This is a genomic window from Oerskovia merdavium (genome assembly GCF_014836755.1).
In the GTDB taxonomy this organism is placed as follows: Bacteria; Actinomycetota; Actinomycetes; order Actinomycetales; family Cellulomonadaceae; genus Oerskovia; species Oerskovia merdavium.
Genome location: NZ_JACSQF010000001.1, coordinates 439,994 through 465,050, shown reverse-complemented (window position 1 = coordinate 465,050; position 25,057 = coordinate 439,994). Strand labels below are relative to the sequence as shown.

At 72.8% G+C, this 25,057-nt stretch carries 20 protein-coding genes and 1 tRNA gene; 16 read left to right on the top strand and 5 right to left on the bottom strand.

Annotated features, from left to right (window positions below):
• Positions 1-20: 20 nt before the first annotated feature.
• From H9641_RS01905 to H9641_RS01890, 4 genes are all read left to right on the top strand, one after another.
• Positions 21-96: transfer RNA gene (locus tag H9641_RS01905), tRNA-Ala, on the top strand.
• Between the two features lie 130 nt (positions 97-226).
• Positions 227-853, top strand: a complete 627-nt coding sequence (locus H9641_RS01900) for a GNAT family N-acetyltransferase (protein ID WP_191800483.1) — start codon at positions 227-229, stop codon at positions 851-853.
• Between the two features lie 45 nt (positions 854-898).
• A complete protein-coding gene (locus H9641_RS01895; protein WP_191800481.1) occupies positions 899-2,803 on the top strand; it encodes an ABC transporter ATP-binding protein in 1,905 nt (634 codons plus the stop codon).
• A gap of 11 nt (positions 2,804-2,814) precedes the next feature.
• Complete coding sequence (locus H9641_RS01890) at positions 2,815-3,678, top strand: carbohydrate kinase family protein (protein WP_191800479.1); 864 nt, start codon at positions 2,815-2,817, stop codon at positions 3,676-3,678.
• A gap of 57 nt (positions 3,679-3,735) precedes the next feature.
• On the opposite strand, the gene H9641_RS01885 is transcribed toward H9641_RS01890, so the two are convergent.
• Together H9641_RS01885 and H9641_RS01880 are read right to left on the bottom strand one after the other, a co-directional pair.
• Entirely contained in the window at positions 3,736-4,044 is a 309-nt protein-coding gene (locus H9641_RS01885) for a hypothetical protein (RefSeq protein ID WP_191800477.1), read from the bottom strand.
• A gap of 242 nt (positions 4,045-4,286) precedes the next feature.
• On the bottom strand, positions 4,287-4,814 hold the full coding sequence (locus H9641_RS01880; protein WP_191800475.1) for a DUF4190 domain-containing protein: 528 nt from the start codon (positions 4,812-4,814) through the stop codon (positions 4,287-4,289).
• Between the two features lie 186 nt (positions 4,815-5,000).
• Between H9641_RS01880 and H9641_RS01875 the strand changes: the two genes are divergently transcribed.
• Together H9641_RS01875 and H9641_RS01870 are read left to right on the top strand one after the other, a co-directional pair.
• The gene (locus tag H9641_RS01875) at positions 5,001-6,680 is read left to right on the top strand and encodes a hypothetical protein (protein ID WP_191800474.1); all 1,680 of its coding nucleotides are present in this window, start codon (positions 5,001-5,003) and stop codon (positions 6,678-6,680) included.
• Between the two features lie 125 nt (positions 6,681-6,805).
• Positions 6,806-8,269, top strand: a complete 1,464-nt coding sequence (locus H9641_RS01870; protein ID WP_191800472.1) for a family 20 glycosylhydrolase — start codon at positions 6,806-6,808, stop codon at positions 8,267-8,269.
• 82 nt (positions 8,270-8,351) lie between these two features.
• Here H9641_RS01870 and H9641_RS01865 read toward each other — a convergent pair whose 3' ends face one another.
• Complete coding sequence (locus tag H9641_RS01865) at positions 8,352-10,040, bottom strand: dolichyl-phosphate-mannose--protein mannosyltransferase (RefSeq protein ID WP_191800470.1); 1,689 nt, start codon at positions 10,038-10,040, stop codon at positions 8,352-8,354.
• A 25-nt stretch (positions 10,041-10,065) separates the two neighbouring features.
• On the opposite strand from H9641_RS01865, the gene rsmI reads away from it, so the two are divergent.
• A complete protein-coding gene (rsmI, locus tag H9641_RS01860; RefSeq protein ID WP_191800469.1) occupies positions 10,066-11,070 on the top strand; it encodes a 16S rRNA (cytidine(1402)-2'-O)-methyltransferase in 1,005 nt (334 codons plus the stop codon).
• A gap of 53 nt (positions 11,071-11,123) precedes the next feature.
• Here rsmI and H9641_RS01855 read toward each other — a convergent pair whose 3' ends face one another.
• Positions 11,124-11,729 (bottom strand): isochorismatase family protein, encoded by a 606-nt coding sequence (locus tag H9641_RS01855; protein WP_191800467.1) that lies wholly within the window; start codon positions 11,727-11,729, stop codon positions 11,124-11,126.
• Positions 11,730-11,859: 130 nt separating this feature from the next.
• Here H9641_RS01855 and H9641_RS01850 point away from each other — a divergent pair, with 130 nt between their 5' ends.
• From H9641_RS01850 to H9641_RS01835, 4 genes are all read left to right on the top strand, one after another.
• Complete coding sequence (locus tag H9641_RS01850; RefSeq protein WP_191800465.1) at positions 11,860-12,387, top strand: MarR family transcriptional regulator; 528 nt, start codon at positions 11,860-11,862, stop codon at positions 12,385-12,387.
• A gap of 146 nt (positions 12,388-12,533) precedes the next feature.
• A complete protein-coding gene (locus H9641_RS01845) occupies positions 12,534-13,733 on the top strand; it encodes a DsbA family protein (protein WP_191800463.1) in 1,200 nt (399 codons plus the stop codon).
• A gap of 110 nt (positions 13,734-13,843) precedes the next feature.
• Positions 13,844-15,040 (top strand): aminotransferase class I/II-fold pyridoxal phosphate-dependent enzyme, encoded by a 1,197-nt coding sequence (locus tag H9641_RS01840; RefSeq protein WP_225219757.1) that lies wholly within the window; start codon positions 13,844-13,846, stop codon positions 15,038-15,040.
• A 193-nt stretch (positions 15,041-15,233) separates the two neighbouring features.
• Complete coding sequence (locus tag H9641_RS01835) at positions 15,234-17,375, top strand: alpha-galactosidase (RefSeq protein ID WP_191800462.1); 2,142 nt, start codon at positions 15,234-15,236, stop codon at positions 17,373-17,375.
• A 49-nt stretch (positions 17,376-17,424) separates the two neighbouring features.
• On the opposite strand, the gene H9641_RS01830 is transcribed toward H9641_RS01835, so the two are convergent.
• The gene (locus tag H9641_RS01830) at positions 17,425-17,862 is read right to left on the bottom strand and encodes a class I adenylate-forming enzyme family protein (protein ID WP_191800460.1); all 438 of its coding nucleotides are present in this window, start codon (positions 17,860-17,862) and stop codon (positions 17,425-17,427) included.
• 111 nt (positions 17,863-17,973) lie between these two features.
• On the opposite strand from H9641_RS01830, the gene H9641_RS01825 reads away from it, so the two are divergent.
• The 5 genes from H9641_RS01825 (at position 17,974) to H9641_RS20555 (ending at position 24,984) form a co-directional block, all read left to right on the top strand.
• On the top strand, positions 17,974-19,221 hold the full coding sequence (locus H9641_RS01825; RefSeq protein ID WP_191800457.1) for a PQQ-dependent sugar dehydrogenase: 1,248 nt from the start codon (positions 17,974-17,976) through the stop codon (positions 19,219-19,221).
• Between the two features lie 132 nt (positions 19,222-19,353).
• Complete coding sequence (gene metG, locus H9641_RS01820) at positions 19,354-21,000, top strand: methionine--tRNA ligase (RefSeq protein ID WP_191800455.1); 1,647 nt, start codon at positions 19,354-19,356, stop codon at positions 20,998-21,000.
• A 2-nt stretch (positions 21,001-21,002) separates the two neighbouring features.
• Positions 21,003-21,932 carry a TatD family hydrolase gene (locus H9641_RS01815; RefSeq protein WP_191800453.1) on the top strand — a complete coding sequence of 310 codons (930 nt, stop codon included), beginning with the start codon at positions 21,003-21,005 and terminating at the stop codon, positions 21,930-21,932.
• A 153-nt stretch (positions 21,933-22,085) separates the two neighbouring features.
• Complete coding sequence (locus H9641_RS01810; protein ID WP_318244317.1) at positions 22,086-23,246, top strand: aggregation-promoting factor C-terminal-like domain-containing protein; 1,161 nt, start codon at positions 22,086-22,088, stop codon at positions 23,244-23,246.
• Positions 23,247-23,637: 391 nt separating this feature from the next.
• Positions 23,638-24,984, top strand: coding sequence for a transglycosylase family protein (locus H9641_RS20555; protein WP_318244316.1), 1,347 nt, complete (start codon positions 23,638-23,640; stop codon positions 24,982-24,984).
• The last annotated feature ends 73 nt before the right edge of the window (positions 24,985-25,057 follow it).

Here is a 25,057-nt window from a genome sequence, read left to right as displayed (position 1 = left end):
GTTAATGTTGACCTCGTTCTGGGGCTATGGCGCAGTTGGTAGCGCGTCTCGTTCGCAATGAGAAGGTCGGGGGTTCGAATCCCCCTAGCTCCACCAGGCACAAGGCCCGGAACCTCACGGTTCCGGGCCTTCGTCGTTGCTGGCGAGCATGGGGCGGTCACCCGACGAGAAGCTGCGCAGGAAGACCGACCGCGGCCCACGTGCCCCGCTCGGGTACTGTCGCGGGATGACCGAGCCGCTCCTTCCTGACTCCCTCGCGCTCGCCATCGGGTGCCACCACGACGGACCCGGCCTGGCGGACCTCTCGCGTGCACGCCTGCCCTCCATGCCTCACCTGCACGACGAGGAGCTCTGGAGCACGACCTACCGGTTCGGTCCGGGCTTCCACCCGCGGGACCGGTACTTCCCGGTCCTGCGCGAGCAGGGCGAGCGCTCGGACGTCCGTGACGAGCGTGTCGTCGCGTTCGCCTGGGTCGACGCAGCGCTCGACGAGCAGGCCGGCGTCGCCGAGCCGTGGTGGTGCCTCAACGCGATCGCGGTCTCGGGCGACCGCTCGGGCGCCGGGCTGGGTTCGTACCTGGTCCGCAAGGTCGTCGAGCAGGCGCGGGCCGCGGGCGTCTCGACGCTCTACGGCCAGACGCCGCCCGAGGCCGCGGGCTTCTGGGAACGGCTCGGGTTCCGCGTCGGGGGCGTCGACGAGATGCTCGCGTCGGACCGGCTCGTGACCCTCGCCGACGGGCGCACGCTGCGCCCGGTCGTGACGCCCGAGCCGGGGCACCGGTTCTTCGTGCTCAACGGCCTGCAGGGCCCGACCGACGCCCCGAGGCTGCTTCCCGCCCAGTACGAGTCCTGACGCACAGCCCAGGCTGATCCGCGCCTCGCTTCCTACGATGGTCGGATGACGACCGAGAGCGCTGCCCGGCCCAGGAGGCTCGAGCCCGCACAGTACGCGCGAGCACTCTCGGAGATCGTCCGGCTCTCGGCGCGCACGTCGCCGCTCGCGGTCACCATGAAGATCGTCGGGTCGATCGTCGCGGCTGCGCTCCCGCTCGTGACGACCTTCTTCGCGGCCCTGACCACCACGGCCCTCGCGGACGCGTACGCGGGCACGGACGGCGCGGGCAACCGGGCCATCGTCTACGTGATCATCACGGCGGTCCTGGGGCTGTTCATGGTCGCCTTCAACAGCATCGACCGCTACATCCAGCGCTCGATGCAGTACAAGGTGGGCGCCAAGGTCTCCGACATGATGTTCGAGCGCTTCCTGTCGCTCGAGTTCTGGCGGTACGACGACAAGGACACGGTCGACCTGTTCGACCGCGCCAAGCGCTTCTCCGAGGCCTACCCGCGCGTGCTGGACCGGCTCGCGACGATCTTCACGCAGGTCGTCTCGGTGATCCTGTCGGTCGTGACGCTGTTCTTCGTGAGCTGGTGGATCGCGCTGATCGTGCTCGTCGCGATCCTGCCGAGCGTGTACCTGCAGTTCAAGCTGTCACGGGCCCAGATCGCGCACTGGAACTCCCACATCGAGGTGCGGCGTCGGCGCGGGATGATCGAGCGCGGCATGCTCCAGCCCCAGTACATCTCCGAGCTGCGCGTCTACGGCATGGTCCGGCACCTGCTGGGATTGCGACGGGAGCTGCGCGACGAGGACGAGAAGCGCCGCATGGAGTTCGAGAAGACGTACATCCCCAAGCAGCTCCTGGGCGACGGGCTCCAGGCCGCGGCCGAGGTCACGGCCCTGGTCTGGGTCGTGCGACAGATCGTGCTGCACACCCAGCCCGTCGGGCAGTTCGTGCTGGTCCAGCAGGTCGTCTCGCGCGCGCTCAGCAGCGCGAACGGCCTCGTGGACTCGCTCAGCAGCATCGACGAGGACCTCGCGAACCTGTTCGACTACGAGGCGTTCATGGCGCTGCCCGTGCGAGGGGAGCGCGAGCGCCAGCTCGCCGCGGCCCCGGAGACCATCGCGGTCGAGGACGTCACGTTCCGCTACACGGGCTCGGACGTCGACGTCCTCAAGGGCGTGTCGCTGACCATCCACCGCGGCAGGCACGTCGCGATCGTCGGGGAGAACGGCGCGGGCAAGTCGACGCTCGTCAAGATCATCGTGGGCCTGTACGCACCCACCACGGGAGCCGTGCGGCTCGACGGCGTGGACCTCCAGGACCTGGACGTGAACTCCTGGCACGAGCAGCTCGCGGTGCTCCAGCAGGACTACCTCAAGTACGACTTCGCGACGGCCCTCGAGAACATCCAGTACGGCGACATCAACGACCCACCCAGCCGCGAGCGCGCCCTGGCGGCGGCCCACGACGCCGAGGCCAAGGAGTTCCTCGAGAAGCTCCCGCGCGGGATCGACTCGTACCTGAGCAACTGGATGGAGGAGAAGGGCAGCCGCAAGCGCGGCACGCAGCTCTCTGGGGGCCAGTGGCAGCGCCTCGCGCTCGCGCGCAACTTCTACCGGGCGGCACCCGTGGTCATCATGGACGAGCCGACGTCGGCGATCGACGCCCTGGCCGAGGCGCACATCTTCCGTCGCCTGTTCGCGGACAGGTCGCGCACCATCATCGCGATCAGCCACCGGCTCGCGACGATCGAGAAGGCCGACGTGATCTACATGCTCGCGGACGGCGTGGTCGCCGAGCAGGGGACGCATGGCGAGCTCGTGGCGCTGCGCGGGCGGTACTACACGATGTTCGAGGCCCAGCTCTCGGACCGGGACCGCGAGCAGGACACGGACGTCGACGACTCGCCGGAGCGTCCCGCGCCCGAGCCGACCGTCGCGGCAGGCGACGCCGAGTAGCGTCGGGCGGCATGGAACATCAGCCTGCCCCGGTCTTCGTCGCCGGCCCCGCGTCGTGGAACGAGCTCGTCTACCTCGACGCCCTGCCCGAGCCCCGCTCGCAGACGCTCTTCGCGCGACGCCACCTGGCCACGGTGGGCGGCACGTCGGCGGGCAAGGCGCTCAACCTGCGTGCGCTGGGGCGTGCGGTCACGCTGCGCACGGTCCTGGGGTCCGACGACGTCGCCCCCCGCGTCGAGGACGTCCTGCGGGCAGCGGGGGTCGCGCTCCTCGTGGAACCGGACCCGGACGGCCGGACCGAGCGGCACCTCAACCTCATGGGTGCGTCGGGCGAGCGGTTGTCGATCTACCTCCAGGCGCCGGGGGACGTGCCGCGCGGGGAGACGTGGGAGGCCGCGGTTACGGCCCTGGGCGATGCTCAGGCGGTCGTGATCGACCTCGCGGTCCCGGCGCTGCCGTTGCTGCGCGAGGCGCGACGCCTGGGCAAGGACGTGTGGTGCGACGTGCACGACTACGACGGGGAGGCCGCGTTCCACCGCGAGTTCCTCGACGCCGCGACGTTCCTCTTCCTCAGCTCGGACCGGTTGCCGGGATACCGCGCGTTCATGGAGGAGCGGGTCGCGGCCGGCGCACGTCTCGTGGTCTGCACGCACGGGGCCAGGGGAGCGAGCGCCCTCACGGCCGACGGCGAGTGGTTCGACGTTCCGGCGGTCACGGTCGAGCACGTCGTGGACACCAACGGGGCGGGAGACGCGTTCTTCGCGGGCTTCCTCGACGCGCACCTGTCGGGCGCCACGGTCGCCGAGGCCTTGTCCGCCGGTGCGGTCCGCGGCGCGCTGTGCGTGCAGAGCCCGGACCTCGCGCCAACGGTCTGAGGGAGCCGCGGGCGGGCTGGGCCGTGGCCCTGGGCCGACCCGGTAGGTCGTGGACGGTCAGGACCCGGCGGGTGCGACGCACTCGATCGCGCGCCCGTCGACGACATGGGTCCCGACCCCGAGCTCCGCGCACTCGCCCATGAGCCAGACGAGGGTCGCAGCCCAGATCACCACGGCCACGATGACGAGGAACGAGACCGCGATCGCGGCCACGGCCCACCAGTTGTGCTGGCGCGCCCGGCGTGACCTGACCAGTCCCACGATCCCCAGGACCAGCCCGACCAGCGACAGAGGGATCGACAGCACGAGCGCGACGACGCCCAGAGTCTTGCCGGGGTTGGTGGTGATCGGCTCGGTCTCGGTCACGGGGGTCCTCACGGGTCGGTGTCGGGTCGGCGTTCGCCGGGCGGGGTGCCCGGGCTCGGCTCGACCTGCGGCTGCTGCGGGCCGGATGCCGGTCGACGGGGATCGTCCGGGTGGTCGGCACCGTCCAGTATCGCCGAGTCGGCCGGGCCGCCGAGCGGAGCGCCTGCCAGGCGGTCGCTCCCAGGAGCGCCCGTGGGCCCCGACCGGCAGACGGCGGGGCCCACGGGCGTGGTGCGACGAGGTCAGGAGCAGGTGTACGTGATGCCGTTCTCTTCCCAGACCCCGGGGCCGAGCTCGGAGCACTTCTCGATGAGCTCCATCGCGCCGATGCCGGCGATGATGCCGAAGATGATGGCACCGACGAGCAGCACCGCACCGACGATGATGCCGGCGAGCGCGATCCCGTTCTTGTAGCCCGCCTTCTTGGACTTGTTGAGCGCGACGATGCTCAGGATCAGGCCGATGAGCGACGTGCAGCCGATGATCGACAGGACGAGCCCGACGATGCCGAGCGTCTTGCCCGGGTCCTCGGCCGGGGCGCCGGGGACGCCACCGGGCGTGTACGGCGCCTGCGGTGCAGCCGCACCGTAGGGCGAGCCTGGCGCGGGCGCGCCGTACTGCGGGGCCTGCGGAGCCTGGGGCGCGCCGTACTGGGGAGCCTGGGGTGCCTGGCCGGCAGCGGGGTCCTGGGGGCCGGTGTACGGGTTCGGCTGACCGGACGGGTTCGGCGTTCCTGACGGGTTCTGCTCAGGCTGCTCGGGGTAGGACATGTCACTCCTCGTGGTGCGGTCGATGATCGCCGCCAGTATGTCCTGCGGGATGACCCGCGACAATGGTGAGGACACCCCGTGTCGGGCGTGGCGTCGTCGGGCCTCCCTGGGGTGCGCGGACCACCCCCGACGTCCACGACTCGCCCACGACTCGGCGCGACAGACCAGGTAGGCGATGATAGAGACGTGAATTCACGGAAGGTCCGAATCGTCGCTCTTGCTGCCTCTGTCCTGGTGGCGACCCCGCTGCTGGCCGGTTGTGGGGAGGAGGCTGGTCCAGCGAGCACGGCCGAGGTTCCCGACGGCGGACTGCGTGTCGTCGCGGCCGACGAGGTCGCGCCCGTCGTCGTCCTCGGCTCGACCGACCCTGTCGAGCTCACGCTCACCGCGAGCCAGGCGTTCTTCGCGTCCGCACCGGTGGTGATCCTGGCCGACGCGGAGGACGAGACCGCGCAGAAGGCGGCCGCGGCCGCCGCGCTGCCGCTCCACGCCCCGGTCCTGCTCACGGGCGGGGCGATCGCCGGCAGCGGCCTCACCAAGGAGATCGCCCGGCTCGGCGCGGTCACGGCCGTCGTCGTGACGCCGGACCCGGCCCCGCGGGCCGTGGCGTCGGGCAAGGGAGGCGCCTCGGGCGCGGCCGGGGTCGCCGCAGTCTCGTCCGTCGCCTCGGCCGAGGACCTCGAGGACGACGCCCGCGCGAGCGTCGAGGCGATCGACCCGGACCTGCAGACCGTGGTCCTCGGGGCGGAGTCGCTCGTGGAGACCGTGGACGGCGGGACGGAGATCGACGAGAGGGACCTCGCGGAGGTCCAGGAGCAGCTCCCCGAGACCGGGTCGCCGCAGCTCCTGACCGAGGTGCTGGCCCTGGTCGACGAGGAGGACGGCCACGTGGCCGCGCTCGCCACGGCGCAGGCCGCGGGAGTGGTCCCGCTCGCCGTCCCCGGCGGCGACCCCCGGGCCTCGAGCGTCTCGGTCCAGGCCATGGCCCAGGCCAAGGCGCTCGCGGTCGTCGGGATCGGCGAGTCGTTCGGGACGGTCGAACAGCTGACGGCGCGGGTGCGGGCGGCCGAGACGGGGGTCGAGCTCACGGGCGGCGGACAGCTCGTCACGGCGGGCAAGCGCTACGTCGTCCTGCCGGGGACCACGGTCCCGGCGACGGCCGCAAAGATCGCCGACGCGGTCGAGCGGACCGCCGCTCGTGCCGAGCCGTACGTCGCGGTCGCGGGGGAGTCGGGCGAGACCGACCCGACCGTGACGGTCCCGACCCTCGAGCTGGTCGTCACGGAGTCCTCGGGCGCTGCGGGCAAGGACGGGAACTACTCGACCGAGCTCACGGTCGAGGCCGTGCGCCCAGCGGTCGACGCCGCCCTCGCCGCGGGGCAGCACGTCCTTCTCGAGTTCCAGCCGGGGAAGGCGACGTTCGTCGAGCAGGTCCGCCAGTACGCCGAGCTGCTGTCGCTGCCGGGGGTCGGGGTCTCGCTCGACCTCGACGCGCGCCGGGCGAGCGGTGCGGTCAAGAAGGACGGGGTCGTCCCCGCGCAGGAGATCGACGCGGTCGTGGACTACCTCGCCGGCGTCGTGGAGGGCAAGGCCCTGCCGCAGAAGATGCTCGTGGTGCACGTCTCGCGGCCGGGTGCGCTGACCGAGGCGCAGTCGCTGTCGACGACCGAGGACGCCGTGGCCGTGGTGCTGCACTCGGACGTCGCGGGTGCGTTCGCGGCGCGCGAGAAGGCCTGGAACGAGCTCACCAAGGCCGTCCCGGCGGCGTCGTGGTGGGGCTGGACGGACGCGGTGGGCGAAGCGACCGCCGGCCCCGTCGCCGCAGGCGACGCGGCTCCCTCGCCGCTCGTCGTCGTCGTCGAGTAGGGCTCCGGCGCCTGCGCAGGGGCCGCTTGTTCGCGCCTGCCGGGGCGGTTACGGTATGTCGACCAGTACAGACGAATCGATTCGACACGGTCGGGTCGAGATACCACGACGACGAGGTTCCCCCGATGGTCGCCATCATCCCCCAGCCCCTGCACGTCGAGTCCCCGGTGGACGGTGGCGCGCTCCCGCTCGAGGGTGCCGTCCTCGTGGCCGGGCCCACCGAGGCCGAGCAGCGGATCGCGGCCCACGCCGCGGACCTCCTGACGCGTGCCGCGGGCACGCAGGTCACCGTCGTGGGCTCCGTGCCCGACGGCGCCCCCTCCATCGCGCTGCGGCTCGCCGACGTCGCGGGCCCCGCGGGCTCGGACAGCCCCGAGCGCTACACGCTCGAGGTGAGCGGCTCGGGGGCCGTCCTGACGGCCGCAGCGCCGGTCGGCCTGTTCGACGCGGTCCAGACGCTCCGCCAGCTCGTGACCGAGGGCGAGCACGGCCCCGAGGTGAGCGCCGTCGTCGTGCACGACGCCCCGCGCTACGCCTGGCGCGGCCTCTCGTTCGACGTGGCCCGCAACTTCTTCCCCGTGCGGCAGATCGAGCTCGTGATCGACGTCCTTGCGGCCTACAAGCTCAACGTCCTGCACCTGCACCTGACCGACGACCAGGGCTGGCGCATCGAGACGCCGTCGCGGCCCGAGCTCGCGAAGCTCGCGTCCGAGACCTCGACGAGCGGCAGGGCCGGCGGGCACCTGAGCCTCGCCGACTTCCGCCACCTGCAGGACTACGCCGCGGACCGCTTCGTCACGATCGTCCCCGAGATCGACCTCCCCGGGCACACCAACGCCGCCACCTCGGTCTACGGCGAGCTGCGAGCCGACGGTCAGCGCACGGCGCCGTACGAGGGCATCGAGGTCGGGTTCTCGCAGCTCACGTACGACCTCCCTGCGACCGAGCCGTTCCTGCGCGAGGTCCTCGCGGACGTCGCCGCGATCACCGACGGCGAGTACCTCCACGTGGGCGGTGACGAGGCGCTCACGCTGGGCGCCGAGGAGTACGGGCAGTTCATCGTGCTGCTCGAGCAGATCGTGGCAGAGACGGGCAAGAAGGCCATCACCTGGCAGGAGGCGGCCCAGGCCGGGACGCGCCCGGACACGCTCCTGCAGTACTGGGACAACCGCGTCGACAGCGCGCCCTTCCTCGCGGCGGCGGCCCGCGGCTCGCGCTTCATCATGTCTCCGGGCAACCGCGCCTACCTGGACATGAAGTACACCGCCGAGTACCCCCTGGGACAGGACTGGGCGGGCCTCATCGAGCTGCGCACCGCGTACGACTGGGACCCGGCCGAGGTCATCGAGGGTCTGCCCGCCGACCAGATCGAGGGCGTCGAGGCCGCGGTGTGGACCGAGACCCTCTCGACCCAGGAGGAGCTCTTCCTCATGCTCCTGCCGCGCCTGTCCGCGGTCGCCGAGGTCGCCTGGACCGCACCCGAGCGCAAGGACTGGGAGGGCTACCGCGCCCGTGTCGTGGCCGAGTCCGCGACGTGGCGTCGCGAGGGCCTGCCGTTCCACGAGACGCCGCAGGTCGACTGGGCGTAGTCCGTCCGCCCTCCGGTGCCGAGCATGCGACCGACCGCCACCGCATGCTCGGCACGGGGAGACCGCACCCGACCGGTGCCGGTCAGATCCAGCTGGGCAGCCACATGTGCAGTCGCCAGAACCACTCGGGGACGTTCATGGCCGTCCAGATCGGGTAGAAGAAGATGCTCATCACGACGATCACGGTGAACAGCGCGGTCACGGCCCAGATCACCCAGCCGCGGGCCGTGCGGTCCCGTTCGGTGGCCTCGAGCAGGACCGTCACGACGTAGACGAGCGCGAGGACGACCCACGGGGTGAACACGATCGCGTAGAACGTGAAGATCGTGCGGTCCGGGTACGCGAACCAGGGGAGCCAGCCCGCGACCAGCCCGCTCAGCACGGCCGTCGCGCGCCAGTCCTTGCGCCACACCAGGAGCACGACCGTGGCCACGATCGCGAGCGCGGCCGACCACCACAGGACCGGGTTGCCCAGCGACGTGATGACCCGCGCGCACTCGTCGTAGCCGCATCCCGTCACGCCGTCGGACCCGTCGCGGTAGTAGAAGGACGTGGGCCGCCACTGCACGATCCAGCCGATGGGCTTCGACGCGTACGAGTGCTCGGCGCTGAGCCCCGTGTGGAAGTCCCACATCTTCTGGTGGTACGCCCACAGCGAGCGCAGGGCCTCGGGGAGCCACTGCACGCCCTCGCCCGGGTGCTCGGCGGCCCAGTCGCGCATGTACGAGCTCGGTGAGCGGAACCACGAGAACCAGGTCGCGAGATAGGTGAGCGCCGCGGTGGGCAGCATGACGAGCGCGGCCGGAATCGCGTCGGCGAGCAGCGCGTCCTCCCACCACCGCTTGATCCCGACGGCGCGGCGCGCCGTCGCGTCCCACACCACCGACAGCAGAGCGAAGACCGCGAGGAAGTACAGGCCCGACCACTTGACCCCGCACGCGAGCCCCAGCGAGACGGCCGCCGCGAAGCGCCACCAGCGCCAGCCGAGCCGCGGGCCGTAGCGGCCGATCTCCCGGCCCGAGTCCACGAGGGCGGCGACCCGGTCCGCGAGCCGGCGTCGGGCCTGCTCGCGGTCCAGCAGGAGGAACCCGAACGCGACGAGCACCCAGAACATGAGGAAGTTGTCGAGCAGCCCCGTGCGCGAGTGCACGATCGCCATGCCGTCGATCGCGAGCAGCCCGCCCGCCAGGACGCCCATCGCGGTCGAGGCGAACAGGCGGCGCGCGATCCGGGCGAGCAGGAACACCGCGAGGATCCCGACGAGCGCTGTCGAGATGCGCCACGACCAGGGGTTCTCGGCACCGCCGAAGAGCTGCATGCCGCCCGCGATCATCCACTTGCCCAGGGGAGGGTGGACGACGTAGTCGGCGGTGCTCAGGAACGTGTCGACGTTCCCGGCCTCGAACGCGGGGTTGGGGTCGTCGGGCCACTTGGCCTCGAAGCCCACCCGCAGGAGCGTGTACGCCTGCTTGACGTAGTACGTCTCGTCGAACACGAGGTTGCCGGGACGGCCCAGGTCCCACAGGCGCAGACCGCCCGCCAGCAGCGCGACCAGCGCAGGTCCGAGCCACCCCCACAGGCGGTCCTTGGACGTGGACCCCAGGGCGAGGCGGCGTGCTCCCAGGAGCTTGAGCAGGAGACGGTCACGCACCGACAGCCCGGCGTCCTCCCCGATCTCGACCTCGGCCACCGGGAACGGGAAGTCGTCGCCCGGAACGGGACCGGGGGCTACGGGCGTGGGGTCGGTGGAGGGCTGGGGCACGTCGGCCATCGTAGGACGTGGAACGCTAGGGGGTATGAGCCACGCGCACCCCACCTCCGACCGGCACCTCGATCCCGACCCGACCGAGGCCCCCGGCGAAGGCGAGGACGTGGCGCGCGAGGTGAGCGACGCCGTCGGGCCGGAGGGTGAGGACACCCTCGACGCGCACGACGACGCGCCCGCAGGTCGCCGCCCGCGCGACGACGGACACCTCGTCCTGGCCGCGACCCCCATCGGCAACGTCGAGGACGCGAGCCCGCGGCTGCGACGCCTCCTGGCGGAGTCCGCGGTCGTCGCGGCCGAGGACACGCGCCGCCTGCACGCCCTCGCCGCACGCATGGGCGTCTCGATCGGCGGGCGCGTCGTGAGCTACCACGAGCACAACGAGGTCGAGCGTGCCGACGAGCTGCTCGACGTCGTCGAGGGCGGTGGAACCGTCGTGATCGTGACCGACGCCGGCATGCCGTCCGTCTCCGACCCCGGTTACCGCGTCGTGACCCGGGCCGTCGAGCGCGACCTGCCCATCACCTCGGCCCCCGGGCCCAGCGCGGTCCTCACCGCGCTCGCCCTGTCCGGGCTGCCGACCGACCGCTTCTGCTTCGAGGGCTTCCCGCCCCGCAAGCCCGGCGAGCGCGCACGCACGTTCGAGGCGCTCGCGCGCGAGCCCCGCACCATGGTCTTCTTCGAGGCCCCGCACCGCATCGACGACACGCTCGCCGCGATGGCCCAGGGGTTCGGCGCCGACCGCCCCGCGGCCGTGTGCCGCGAGCTCACCAAGACGTACGAGGAGGTGCTGCGCGGGACGCTCGGCGAGCTCGCGGCCGAGGCCGCCGAGCGGCAGCTGCGCGGCGAGATCTGCATCGTCGTGGCCGGGGCACCCGCGCGCGAGGCCGTCTCCGTCGAGGAGCTCGTGAGCGAGGTCCTCGTCCGGGTCGACGCCGGAGAGCGCCTCAAGGAGGCCGTCGCCGAGGTCGCGACCGCCACGGGCGTGCCCAAGCGCGAGCTGTACGCCGCAGCGCTCGCGGCACGCAAGGGCTGACCTCCGCGCGCGGCCGGGTCGGCGCGAGCGGACGTGCTCGCCCCGAGGTGCCCTCAGACCTCGGTCGACCGCACCAGCTCGACGCCGGCCGCCGCGAGCTCCACGCGCGCCGCCTTGCCCTGGTCCTCCGAGACCGGCACGGTCAGGTCGGTCAGGACGCGCGTCGCGAGCCCCAGCCCGAGCGCGTCGAGCGCGGTCGCCCGGACGCAGTGCGACTCCGCGATGCCGACCACGTCGGCCGAGGAGACCCCGGCGTCCTGGAGGAGCTGCGCGAGGGTGCGGCCCTCGCCGTCGACCCCCTCGAAGCCCGAGTACGCGGCCTGGTACTCGCCCTTCTTGACGCTCGCGTCCGGTGCGAGGTCCGCGAGCGCCGGGTGCAGCTCGGCGTTGGGCGTGCCGGCCAGGCCGTGCGGGGGCCACGTGTCGACGAAGTCGGGGCCCTCGGGGGCCGTCGCGAAGTGGTGCCCCGGGTCGACGTGCCAGTCCTGCGTGGTCACCACGAGGTCGTAGTCCGTGCGCCTCTCGGCCGCGAAGGCCGCGATGGCCTCCGCGACGGCGTTCCCGCCCTCGACCGCGAGCTCACCGCCCTCGCAGAACGTGGGCTGGACGTCGACGACGATCAGGGCGCGACCGCTGGCGGTCGTGTCGGTGCTGGTCATGACCCCACTCTGCCACCGGGGACGTCGTTCGTGGAGCGCCCGGGCCCGGTCGTTCGTACGCTGGGTCACCAGACGAAGCATCCGCCGGCGGGCGTACCGCACGCCGGGAGGCCGAGCGAAGGAGCCGACCATGAGCGCGTCCGAGAGGATCGACGACCCGGCAGGCGACGAGAGGTCGGTGAAGGGCGCGAGCGCGGCGGGCACGACGACCGAGCGAGACCCGGGCGAGCGGCCCATCGGCTACTGGCTCAAGCTGGTCGACCGGTTGATCGACCAGGACGTCGACGAGGTCTTCCTGCGCACGGGCCTGACGCGACGCCACTGGCAGGTCCTCAACATGGTCAGGGACGGTGTCTCGGACGTCACGACGGTCGACAGCGTCCTGTCACCGTTCACGGCCGGGGGTGCGCGGCCCGGGGGCCACGCACCCGCGGTCAGCGCGGAGATCTCCGACCTCCAGGCCCGGGGGTGGGTGGCCCAGGGCGGGGCCGGGTGGGAGGTGACCGTCGCGGGGCAGCACGCGTACCACGACCTCCTCGACGCGGTCTCGCTCTCGCGCGAGCGCCTCGCGGAGGGGATCACGCGCGAGCAGTACGACCGGACGATCGCGACGCTCGAGCAGATGGCGCGCAACCTCGGGTGGTCGCCGGGGGCCTGATCCCGCCCCGGGATCGGGCGCGGCGGCGTCGGCCGCTCGGGGGCCGCGTACCCTGGCGTGCGCGAGTCCTCGACGTGCCGGGCGTCCGTCCGGCGGTGGGTCTCGCGCCGCCAGCGCCCGCCGCGAGACCCGAGGACCGACGACCCATGCTCCGTGACGAGGCCCTCCGCGCCGTGCAGGACCCGACCGCCCCGCCGACCGTGCTCGCCCAGGTCGCCGGCGAGTTCCCCGACCTGCGCCCCCAGGTCGCCGCGCACCGCGGCGCCTATCCGGGGCTGCTCTCGTGGCTCGCCGCCGGCGACGACCCCGCGGTCGACGCGGCGCTCGCGGCCCGCCGGGCCGCCCCGGCGGGCTACGGTGCCCCGACCCCGCCGTACACGCCGCACCCGTACGCGCCGGGACCTTCCTCGGCGGCACACCTCGCCCCCGCGTACGCCGCCCAGCAGCCGCACACCCAGCAGCCCTACGCCCCGGGCGGCCACGCAGCGCACCACCCCCAGCCGTACCCCTCTCCCGACGCGACGTACGCGCCCGGGGCGGGCTACGCCGTCGGGCCGCAGGTCGCGGCGGTCCAGGGGCGGCCCACCGCGCAGCGGCGCGCCCGCGTGACCCTGGTCTCGGTGCTCGCAGGACTCGTCCTGCTGCTTCTCGTGGGGGTCGCCGCCTTCCTCGCGGTCGGCAGCGGGGCGCCGTCCGCCGAGCCCGTCGGCCAGGGGGTGGCGGGCGCGCCCGAGGGATCGGGGCAGGACGCCGTCGCGCCCGGGACGGCGACTCCCGAGCACGGCCTGCTCGCGGGCGCGGGCGACGAGTCCGCGCCGGTGACGGTCGAGGTCTACGTCGACTACATGTGCCCGGTCTGCGGTCGGTTCGAGGCCGTCAACGGCGAGAGCCTCACGAAGCTGCGCGAGGCCGGGAGCGTGCGGGTCGTCTTCCACCCCATCGCGATCCTCGACCGGTACTCGCAGGGCACGGCGTACTCGACGCGCGCCGCGTCGTCGGCCGCGCTCGTGGCCGACCGCGCCCCCGACACGTTCCAGGCCTTCCACGCGGGGCTGCTCGCGCACCAGCCCCAGGAGGGGACGGCAGGCCTGAGCGACGCCCAGATCGCTGACGTCGCCCGCGCGGCGGGCGTCCCGGCGGACGTCGTCGCCGAGCTGGCCGACGGCGGGGCGGCCGAGTTCGCGCCCTGGGTCGCCGCAGCCACGCAGGCCGCGACGAGCGACCCGGCGCTCGCGGGCCCGCAAGGTTTCGGCACGCCGACGATCGTGATCGACGGCGAGCGGTGGGCCGGGGACTGGAGCGACGCGCAGGCGCTCGCGCAGGCGATCGAGGGCACGTCCGTCTGACGGCGCTGCCCGGGGCCCGCCCGAGCGCCCGGACGGGGCGACGGACCTGCCCCTCGGACCTGCCCCCGGACCGGACGACGGCCCGCGCACCGCAGGCGTACCCTGCCTCCATGCCACGCGAGATGGAGTTCCGCCGGATCCCCGGCCTGCCCCCGTACGTCTTCACGATCATCGACTCGCTCAAGCTCGAGGCGCGCCGCGCCGGGCGCGACGTGATCGACCTGGGCTTCGGCAACCCCGACCTGCCGAGCCCGCAGATCGCGGTCGACAAGCTCGCGGAGGCGGTCCACAACACGCGCAACCACCGGTACTCGGCGTCTCGCGGCATCCCCAAGCTCCGGCAGGCGGCCGCGGACATGTACCAGCGCCGGTTCGGCGTGACGCTCGACCCGGAGACCGAGATCATCTCGACCATCGGCGCCAAGGAGGGCTTCAGCCACCTCATGTGGGTGCTGCTGCAGCCGGGTGACGCGGCGATCGTCCCCACGCCGAGCTACCCCATCCACATCTGGGGGCCCTACTTCGCGGGGGCCGACGCCCGGCAGGTCGCGATCGGCGACGGCACGGACGCCTCGGGGTACATCGACCGCGTCATGGAGGCGTGGGAGTACGGGTGGCCCAAGCCGCGCGTCGTCGTGCTGTCGTTCCCGCACAACCCGACCACGACCATCGCGACCAAGGAGGACCTCCAGCGCCTGGTCGACTGGGCGCGCGAGCGCGACGTGGTCCTGGTGCACGACCTCGCGTACGCCGACATGACGTTCGACGGCTGGCGCCCGCCCTCGATCATGGAGTGCGACGGGGCCAAGGAGGTCGCGGTCGAGCTCTACTCGATGACCAAGTCGTACTCGATGGCCGGGTGGCGCGTCGCGTTCCTCGTGGGCCGGCCGGACGTCGTGGGGGCGCTCGCCAAGCTCAAGTCGTACCTCGACTACGGCACGTTCCAGCCCATCCAGATCGCGGCGACCGTGACGCTCAACGAGGCCCTCGACTTCCCCACGGAGGTCTCGGCGGTCTACGAGTCGCGGCGCAACACGCTGTGCGACGGGCTGGACCGCATCGGCTGGGACATCCACCGGCCCAAGGGCACCATGTTCGCGTGGGCGCGCATCCCCGAGCCGTACCGCGAGATGGGCTCGATCGAGTTCGCGACGCACGTGATCGAGAGCTGCGACGTCGCGGTCTCGCCGGGCGTGGGGTTCGGGCCGGGCGGCGACGGGTTCGTGCGGTTCGCGCTCATCGAGAACGAGCAGCGGACGGGGCAGGCGATCCGGAACCTCAAGAAGGGCCTGACGCGGTTGCAGTAGCGTGAGCCGCCCGACGACGGGGCGCACCTGAGCGCTCGGGTGCGCCCCGCCGTCGGGCAGGGCAGGTGGACCGACGTCCGGGCGCGGTCGACGCGCGCCGTGGGTACGACCGAGCCCTCCGGTGGACGCTTCCCGCGCCCCGGCCCGCGTCGGGCAGGATGGCTTCGACCAGCGGCGTGAAGGGAAAGTGCAGATGACCGTCGAGACACCAGTCGTCCACCTCCGAGGGGGCGGGACGAGCCTCGTCGTGACGACGAGCGGCGCGCGGCTGCCCCGCGTCCTCCACTGGGGGCCCGACCTCGGCGACCTGACCGACGCCGACCTCGCGACCATGGAGACCACCGCGTCGCCCGCGATCGGGGACTCGGCCGTGACGTACCCCCAGCCGGTGCCGGTCGTGGCGCAGCTCGCCGAGGGGTGGCTCGGGCGGCCCGGTGTCGTGGGCGACCGTTCCGGCGCCCACTGGGCTCCTCGGTTCGTGGTCGACGACGTCGTGGTCGAGCGTGCGAGCGACGTCCAGCGCCTGCGGGTCGCCTCGTCCGACGACGCCTACGCCCTGACGCTGGGCGTCGAGCTCGAGGTTCTCGCGTCGGGGCTCGTCCGGGTCCGGGCCGAGGTGGGGAACCGGGGCGGCGCGCCCTACGAGGTCCGCGCGCTCGAGCTGGGCCTGCCCGTCCCGCCGACCGCGACCGAGCTGTGCGACCTCGCCGGACGCTGGGCCCTCGAGAGGGTCCCTCAGCGGCGGCCCTTCGACGTCGGGACCTGGGTGCGCGAGAGCCGGGGCGGCAAGCCAGGGCTCGAGCACGCGTTCATGATGCTCGCGGGCGAGCAGGGCTTCGCCAACCGCTCGGGGCGGGTGTGGGGCGTCCACCTGGGCTGGAGCGGCAACCACGCGCTCGTCGCGGAGCGCACCCCGGCCGGGAGCCGCCGGCTCTCGGGCGGCGAGCTCCCGTGGCCCGGCGAGCTGGTCCTCGAGCCGGGGACGTCGAGCACGACGCCGTGGCTCTACGGCTCGTGGGGCGAGGGCCTCGACGACCTCTCGCACCGGGTGCACCGCTGGATGAGGTCGCGCCCGACGCACCCCCGCGCGCCGCGGCCCGTGCTGCTCAACACCTGGGAGGCCGTCTACTTCCAGCACGACCTCGCGACGCTCGAACGTCTCGCCGAGGCCGGCGCGGCGGTCGGGGTGGAACGCTTCGTCCTCGACGACGGCTGGTTCACCGGTCGCCGGGACGACACCACCTCGCTCGGCGACTGGACCGTGGACTCGACCGTCTGGCCCGACGGGATCGACGCGCTCGCCGACCGGGTGCGCGAGCTGGGCATGGACTTCGGGATCTGGTTCGAGCCAGAGATGGTCAACCTCGACTCCGACCTCGCACGGAACCACCCCGAGTGGGTCTTCGACGCCGGGCACGGCCCGGGCATGGCCTCGCGCCACCAGCACGTCCTCGACCTGGCCCACCCCGAGGCGTACCGTCACGTCCGCGACGCGATGTCCGAGGTCGTCGACCGTCTGGGCGTCGCGTACGTGAAGTGGGACCACAACCGGTACCTGCTCGACGCCGGGCACACGCCCACGGGCAGGGCCGGGGTCCGGGAGCAGACCCTGGCCGCCTACGCGCTCATGGCCGAGCTCAAGGAGCGGCACCCGGGCCTCGAGATCGAGTCGTGCGCCAGCGGCGGAGGTCGCGTGGACCTCGGCGTGCTCCAGCTCACCGACCGGGTGTGGGCCTCGGACTGCAACGACCCGCACGACCGGCTCGAGATCCAGCGCTGGACCCGCCTGCTCGTGCCGCCGGAGCTCCAGGGGACGCACATCGGAGCGCGCGAGTCGCACACCACGCACCGGGTCCACCCGCTCGACTTCCGCGCGCAGGTCGCGCTGTGGGGGCACCTGGGGATCGAGACGAACCTCCTCGAGGCCTCACCGGACGAGCTCGACGAGGTCCGGGCCTGGGTGGCGTTCCACCAGGCGCACCGGTCCCTGCTGCACTCGGGCGACGTGGTCCACGCGGACCTCGGGGACCCCGCGCTGCGCCTGGAGGGGGTCGTCGCGACCAACCGCAGCGAGGCGATCTTCCAGCTCGCCGTGGTCGACCGACCGATCACCTGGCCCCCGGGACGTGTCGCCGTGCCGGGGCTCGACCCGGAGCGCCGGTACCGGGTCCGTCAGGTCAGCCCGGTCGAGAGGTCAGGTTCCGGGGTGCTGCCGCCGTGGACCGCGGTCGAGGAGGGCGTCGTGCTCCCGGGCGTCGTCCTCTCCCAGGTCGGGATCGAGGCCACCTCGCTCGACCCGGACCGCGGGGTCCTGTGGCACCTGACGGCGGAGTGATCGACGCGTGCGCGCCGCGGACGGTTACCTCTGCTCGGGCCGCGACGGCTCAGGCCGGCGCGGCCGGGGTCGGGGGCGTGGCCCCCGGGCGCTGCTGGTACCGGTCGACGTGCGACGCGGCGGTCGCGACGGCCTTCTCGTCGACCAGGTCGTAGACGATCGTGCCGACCCACACGATGAGCGTCGCCCACACCCAGGTCCAGAACCCGTCGATGTCGAACCCGCTCGACGGCGAGAGCAGCGTCGTCACGACGAGGGACCCCAGGACCGTCACGAGTCCCAGGACCCACGTCCAGCCGTGGACGTGCTTGCCCAGGAACCTCGAGACCACAGGTCGCAGGAGCGTGATCGTGACCGTGAACAGGGCCACCGCGACGAGCCCCCACAGCCAGCCGATGTGCATGCCCTCGAGCACGAGGTTCGCGACGACCAGCGTGACGCCGTAGGCGATCGCTGCGACGATGAAGCTGAGCACTTTCGGGTTCATGATCGGCACCTTCGCTCGGATCCCTGGAACATGAGTGCTCCTTCGAGTGTGACAGCGCGCGGGTTCGTGCGCACGCGTCGCGGGGCACCGCCGCCACGCAGAGAGGTCGCCATGAGAGCAGCGCACGTCCTGCCCGGTGCCCTCGTCGCGCTCACGGTGCTGCTCGCGGGGGCCTGCTCGGGCGGGCCCGACCCCGCCCCGAGCCCCGGGCTCGACGGCCAGGTCGTCGAGCCGGCCCCGGGCGTCCCGACGGTCCGGGCGAGCGCGACGTCCCTGATCGACGACCTGCCCTCGCCGTGGGGCCTCGCGGCGCTCCCCGACGGCCGTCTGCTGAGCACCTCGCGCGACGAGGGCACGGTCAGCGTCCTGGACCCGGACGCGGGCTCCGTCACGGCCGTGACGGGCGAAGGGGCCGCCGAGCTCGCGTCGGGGACCGACCACGGCGGCGAAGGGGGCTTGCTGGGTATCGCGGTCGCGCCGACGTTCTCCGAGGACGGGACCGTCGTGGTCTACCGGACGGGCGAGGACGGCAACGAGGTGCTGCGGGGGCGCCTCGACCTGGACGAGGCGCGCCTGGGAGCGCTCACGACCGTGCTCGACGGCATCCCGAAGGCGAGCAACCACAACGGCGGGCAGGTCGCGTTCGGTCCCGACGGCTTCCTCTACGTCTCGACGGGGGACGCGACCGAGTCGGGCGCCGCGCAGGACCCGGGCTCGCTCGCGGGCAAGATCCTGCGGGTCGGGCTCGACGGCGAGGCCGCGCCGGGCAACCCCGACGGCTCGCGCGTGTGGAGCCTGGGCCACCGCAATGTCCAGGGCCTGGGCTGGGACGCCTCGGGGCGGATGTTCGCGTCCGAGTTCGGGCAGAACACGCTCGACGAGCTCAACGTGATCGTCCCGGGCGGCAACTACGGCTGGCCGGACCGCGAGGGGACGCTCGGGGAGGCGGCCGCCCCGGACGGCACGGCGTTCGTCGACCCGGTCGCGACGTGGCCCACGTCGGACGCGAGCCCCAGCGGCCTCGCGGTCGGGTCGGACGGCGTGTACGTCGCGGGGCTGCGGGGCGAGCGCCTGTGGCGCGTCCCGTTCGCGGGCGGCGCGGCGGCCCTGGAGGGTGAGGCGAGCCCGGCGCCCGACGGCGGAGCGTCGCCCGCCGCGTTCGGCGCACCGCAGGCGTTGCTCACGGGTGAGTGGGGGCGCCTGCGGGCGGTCGTCGTAGACCCTGGGAGCGGTGCCGGGGACGGGGCGACGGGTGGGGGCGGGGTGTCGTTGCTCGTCCTGACGAACGAGACGGACGGGCGGGGGAGTCCCGCGCAGGGGGACGACCACCTCCTGCGGGTCGAGCTCTCGACGGGCTGAGGTCGTCGTCGTCGGTCGCGACGGTGACTCTGGTCGACGGTTCCGGTCACCCTCGCTGGGCGGTGTGGTCGTCGTCGGCGAAACCTGACATCGCGGCGCACCGGCCGGGTCCGGACAACTACCATGAGGACCATGCCTGACGCAGCCCCGGAGACCTTCTACCTCACCACCCCGATCTACTACGTGAACGACGCCCCGCACATCGGGCACGCGTACACGACGGTCGCGGCCGACGTCGTCACCCGCTGGCACCGCCAGCGCCAGGAGCCGGTGTGGTTCCTGACGGGGACGGACGAGCACGGGCAGAAGGTCATGCGCACGGCAGAGGCCAACGGCGTGACCCCCCAGGAGTGGGCGGACCGCCTGGTCGAGAGCTCGTGGAAGCCCGTGCTGCACACGCTCGACGCGCTCAACGACGACTTCATCCGCACCACGCAGCCCCGCCACACCGAGCGCGTACAGGCCTTCATCCAGGACCTGTACAACGAGGGTGAGATCTACGCGGGCTCGTACGAGGGCCCGTACTGCGTGGGGTGCGAGGAGTACAAGCTCCCGGGCGACCTGATCGACGGCACGGGCGAGTTCGAGGGCCAGAAGCTCTGCCCCATCCACAGCAAGCCCGTGGAGATGCTCTCCGAGCAGAACTACTTCTTCAAGATGAGCGCGTACCAGGACCGTCTGCTCGCGCTCTACGAGGCGCACCCCGAGTTCGTCCAGCCCGCCAGCGCACGCAACGAGGTGCTCGCGTTCGTCAAGGGTGGTCTGCAGGACCTCTCGATCTCGCGCAACACGTTCGACTGGGGCATCCCCATCCCGTGGGACACCACGCACGTGCTCTACGTGTGGTTCGACGCGCTGCTCAACTACGCGACCGCCGTCGGGCTGGACAGCGACGACCCCGAGCAGCAGGCCAAGTTCGCGGCCACGTGGCCTGCGAGCGTGCACCTGGTCGGCAAGGACATCCTGCGCTTCCACGCGGTGATCTGGCCCGCGATGCTCATGGCCGCGGGCCTGCCCCTGCCCAAGACCGTGTTCGCGCACGGCTGGCTCCTGGTCGGCGGCGAGAAGATGAGCAAGTCGAAGCTCACGGGCATCGCGCCGAGCCAGATCATCGACCACTTCGGTTCCGACGCGTTCCGCTACTACTTCATGCGAGCCATCGCGTTCGGCCAGGACGGTTCGTTCTCGTGGGAGGACCTCTCGGCGCGCTACAACGCCGAGCTCGCGAACGGGTTCGGCAACCTGGCCTCGCGCGTCGCGGCCATGGTCGGCAAGTACTACGGGGGCGTTCTCCCGCAGGCAGGCCCGGCCGGGCCGGCCGAGCAGGCGCTCGAGCAGGTCGCTGCGCAGGCGGTCCAGGCAGCCGAGAAGGCGATCGACGCGCTCGCGATCCACGAGGCGATCAACGCGGTGTGGACGCTGGTCGACGCCACGAACCTGTACCTCACGGAGCAGGAGCCGTGGAAGGTCGCCAAGCTCGACGAGGAACGTGACGGCACGGGGTCCGACGCCGTCTCGGTCCAGGAGGGCCGCCTCGCCACGATCCTCGTCACGGCCGCCGAGGCCCTGCGCTCGCTCGCCGTCCTGCTGCACCCGATCACCCCGAAGGCCGCCCAGGCGCTCTGGGAGTCCCTCGGCGCCGAGGCGCCGCTGGGTGCGCTCGCGGTCCAGCCGGTCGACGGTGCCGCTCGCTTCGGCGCGCTTCCCGCAGGGACCACGGTCACCAAGGGTGCGTCGCTGTTCCCGCGGCTCGAGGACCCGGTCGTCGAGGGCGCCTGACGGTGGCCCGCAAGCGTGAGCGCGGGTGGCCGCCCGCCCCCGAGGCGCTGCCGCTGCCCGTGGTCGACGACCACACCCACCTCGAGTCGATCGCGGGTGTCCTGCCCGACGTCGACGAGGAGGGGCACCCCGTCCCCGTACCGACGGTCGCGCAGCACGTCGAGGACGCGGCCCGGGTCGGCGTGGACCGCATGGTCCAGGTCGGCTGCGACCTGCCCTCGGCCCGCCTGACGGACGCCCTGGTGCGCGAGCACCGGGCGCTCGTCGGCGCGATCGCGATCCACCCCAACGAGGCGACCCTGCACGCGGGCGTGACCGAGGTGGGCCCCGACGGGCTGACCCCGACCCCCGAGCCTCGCCACGCCGTCGGGCTCGACGACGCCATCGCGGAGATCGCCGCGATCGCACGCGGCAACGACCGCATCCGGGCGATCGGCGAGACCGGCATGGACCTCTTCCGCACCGGCCCGCAGGGCGCGGCCGTCCAGCGGGAGTCGTTCCGCGCGCACGTCGCGCTCGCCAAGGAGCTCGGCCTACCGCTCCAGATCCACGACCGTGACGCGCACGCCGAGGTCATCGAGGTCCTCCTCGCCGACGGCGCCCCCGAGCGGACCGTGTTCCACTGCTTCTCGGGCGACGCCGAGATGGCGAGGCTGTGTGCCGCGCAGGGTTGGTACCTGTCGTTCGCCGGGCCGGTGACGTTCGGCGCCAACGACGAGCTGCGCGCGGCCCTCGCGGCCGTGCCGCTGGGACAGGTCCTGGTCGAGACGGACGCGCCCTATCTCACGCCGCACCCCTACCGCGGACGGCCCAACGCGCCGTACCTCCTGCCCCACACCGTGCGGAAGGTGGCCGAGGTGACGGGGACCTCGCTCGAGGAGGTCTGCGCCCGGCTGAGCGGCACGGCCGAGCAGGTCTACGGCCCCTGGTGAGTCCTCGCCCGACCGGTGAGTCCCGGGCGGCGCGCCGGACGGGCTTTCCCCGGAGGTCACGTTTCCACTACGGTCTGCTTGTCCGTGATGCCCGGAGCGTCGCGTACGCAGGTCGAGACAGGAACGGAAGGTCACGTGGTCGGTGGCGACGGGGTGCGCAGGAGCTCCCTGACGGGTAGGTGGCGCCTCGCAGCGCAGGCCGCGATCCTGGCGACCGTGGTCGGGGCGACCGGAGTCTTCGCGGTGGCCCACAAGTCCGTGACTCTCGACCTGGACGGCGAGGTCAGGACGGTCAGCGCGTACGGCTCGACCGTCGGGGAACTGCTCGCCTTCCAGGACGTCGCGATCAAGGACACCGACCTCGTGGAGCCCGCCGCGGACGAGCCCGCGACCGACGGGAGCACCATCGTCGTCCGGACCAGCCAGGAGATCTCGCTCGAGCTCGACGGGAAGTCGCAGACGTTCGTCACGACGGCCCGCACCGTCGGGGAGCTGCTCACTGCCCTGGGGCCGCGCGCCGAGGGGGCCATGACCTCGGCGTCCAGGTCGCAGTCGCTCGGCCGCGAGCAGATCCGGGTCTCGACCCTCAAGACCGTCCACGTCGCCGTGGACGGGGCGGTCGTGACCGCCACGACCTCCGAGGCGTCGGTCGAGGGGGTCCTGGAGCACGCGGGGATCACGCTGTCGGTGGGTGACGCGGCGTCGGTCCCGCTCGGTGCCGCCGCGGTCGACGGGATGCTCGTCCTCGTCACCCGCGCGGCGAGCGGCGCGGCGACGGTCACGGAGACCCTCCCGTTCGCGACAGAGGAGGTCAAGGACCCCTACCTCCCGCAGGGGCAGCGCAAGGTCCGCACGTCGGGCAAGGTCGGCGAGGCCGTGACGACGTACGCCATCCAGACGGTCGGCGGCACCGAGATCTCGCGGACCGTGGTCGACCGTTCGGTCACGCGCGAGCCCCGTACCGAGGTCGTCGTGGTCGGTTCGCTCGACCCGTCGACCATCAAGGTCGACCCGGGGTCGTCCAAGGCGATCGCCAAGTCCCTCGCGGCCCAGCGCGGCTGGGGCGACGACCAGTTCGCGTGCCTCGACCTGCTCTGGATGAAGGAGAGCCGGTGGAACGCGACCGCGGAGAACACGTCGAGCGGTGCGTACGGGATCCCGCAGGCGCTCCCGGGCTCCAAGATGGCCAGTGCGGGAGCCGACTGGCGGACCAACCCGGCGACCCAGATCACGTGGGGTCTGGGGTACATCGAGGGCCGCTACGGCACACCGTGCGGCGCGTGGAGCCACTCGCAGGCCAAGGGCTGGTACTGAGCGAGGGCCGTGCGGAGGCCCTGTGAGGGTTCTCTCGACAGGGGCCCTCAACGCCCCGACATAGGTGGAGAAAACCGGACAGGACGGTGGCGTCGCGCCCGGACGGGGTTGGCACTCGATAACGGATCGGTTACGGTCAACTGTCGCGCACTGCAGCCCGCCCTGCCGCCACCCGCTCATCACCGGGGGCGAGACGGACGGAGGGTGCGCGTCCTGCTGTCGGCCGGAGAACTGGTCCGTCGGTGGTAGACGACAGCCGGATCGGTCGTTCGGAACCAGCGGTAGGACGTCCTCGGACGCCCGTCCCGATGCTCCTCGGAGCGCAGGGTCCGTCGGTGGCGCGCTGCGTCGCCCGAAGCCCGTGCCCGGGAGGCTCGACGACTGGACTCGAGTGAACAACCCCATTGACCGGACCGCTCACGCGGCCAGCGCCGACAGCGCAGCCAACACCCCCCAGACCTCTCCTTCTCTCGACGGCGTCGAGGCACAGGCCTCCGCCCCCACAGCCACCAAGCGCCGCCGCTGGCCCCTGATCGCCGGTGCGACGGCCATCGCGCTCGTCGCGACCGGAGCAGTCGCCTACGGCAGCGCCAAGAAGACCGTCCAGCTCGACGTCGACGGCAACATCACCACGGTCTCGACGTTCGCGGGCTCGGTCGAGGGTTTCCTCGACGAGCAGGACGTGCGCGTGACCGACCGCGACCTGATCGCCCCCGGGGCCGACGCGCCCCTGAAGAACGGTGCCGACGTCGTCGTGCGCTACGGGCGCCAGGTGACCGTCCAGACCGACGGCGCCCAGAGCGACGTGTGGCTCACCGCGCTCGACGCCGACGAGGCGCTCGACACCCTCGCGGCCCGAGGCAGCGACGTGCGCCTCGTGGCCTCGCGCTCGGGAGCCGACGGCCGTGCCGCGCTCTCCCTGCGCCTCGACGCCGACGGACCCGTCCACGTCGTGGCCGACGGCCAGACCAAGACGGCGCCCGACGGCAGCATCGGCGTCAACGCGATCCTCGACCAGCAGGGCGTGGTCCTGGGCGAGCTCGACCGCGTGTCGGTCGCTCGCACGGTCGAGCCCACGACCGACGGGACCACGGCAGAGGCGAGCTCGGCCGACGAGACGACGACCCAGCCCGCGGTCTCGCTCGTCGTCCAGCGCGTCGCCGTGACCGAGACCCCGACCGTCACGCCCATCCCGTTCGAGACGGTCACCGAGCAGGACGCGAACCGTTTCGCGGACCTCGCCCCGGTCGTCAAGCAGGAGGGCGTCGAGGGCGCCTCGACCAAGGTCGAGAACGTGACCACGGTCGACGGTGTAGAGGAGTCCCGCGAGGTCGTCTCGGACGGCGTCACGTCCGAGCCGGTCGCCAAGATCGTGGTGCAGGGCACCAAGGAGCGGCCCAAGGCTGCACCCAAGGCCGCGGCGGCTCCCCAGGCCGCTGCTGCTGCACCCAAGGCGAGCGCGCCGGCAGCGGCGCCCGCTCCCGCGGCGAGCTCGGTCGGTGGCGACGTCTGGGCCGCGCTGGCCAAGTGCGAGTCGGGCGGCAACCCCGCGACGAACACGGGCAACGGCTACTACGGCCTCTACCAGTTCTCGGCCAGCACCTGGCGTGCGATGGGTGGCTCCGGCCTCCCGTCCGACGCGTCGGCCGCCGAGCAGACCCAGCGTGCGCAGGCCCTCCAGGCCCGTTCGGGCTGGGGACAGTGGCCGGCCTGCGCCCGGAAGCTCGGTCTGCTCTGAGCGGACCTGGTTCCTGATCGCGGCGATATGCCGAGGTCGGACGAGCGAGGGGTGTGGCCCACGGCGCGAGCCG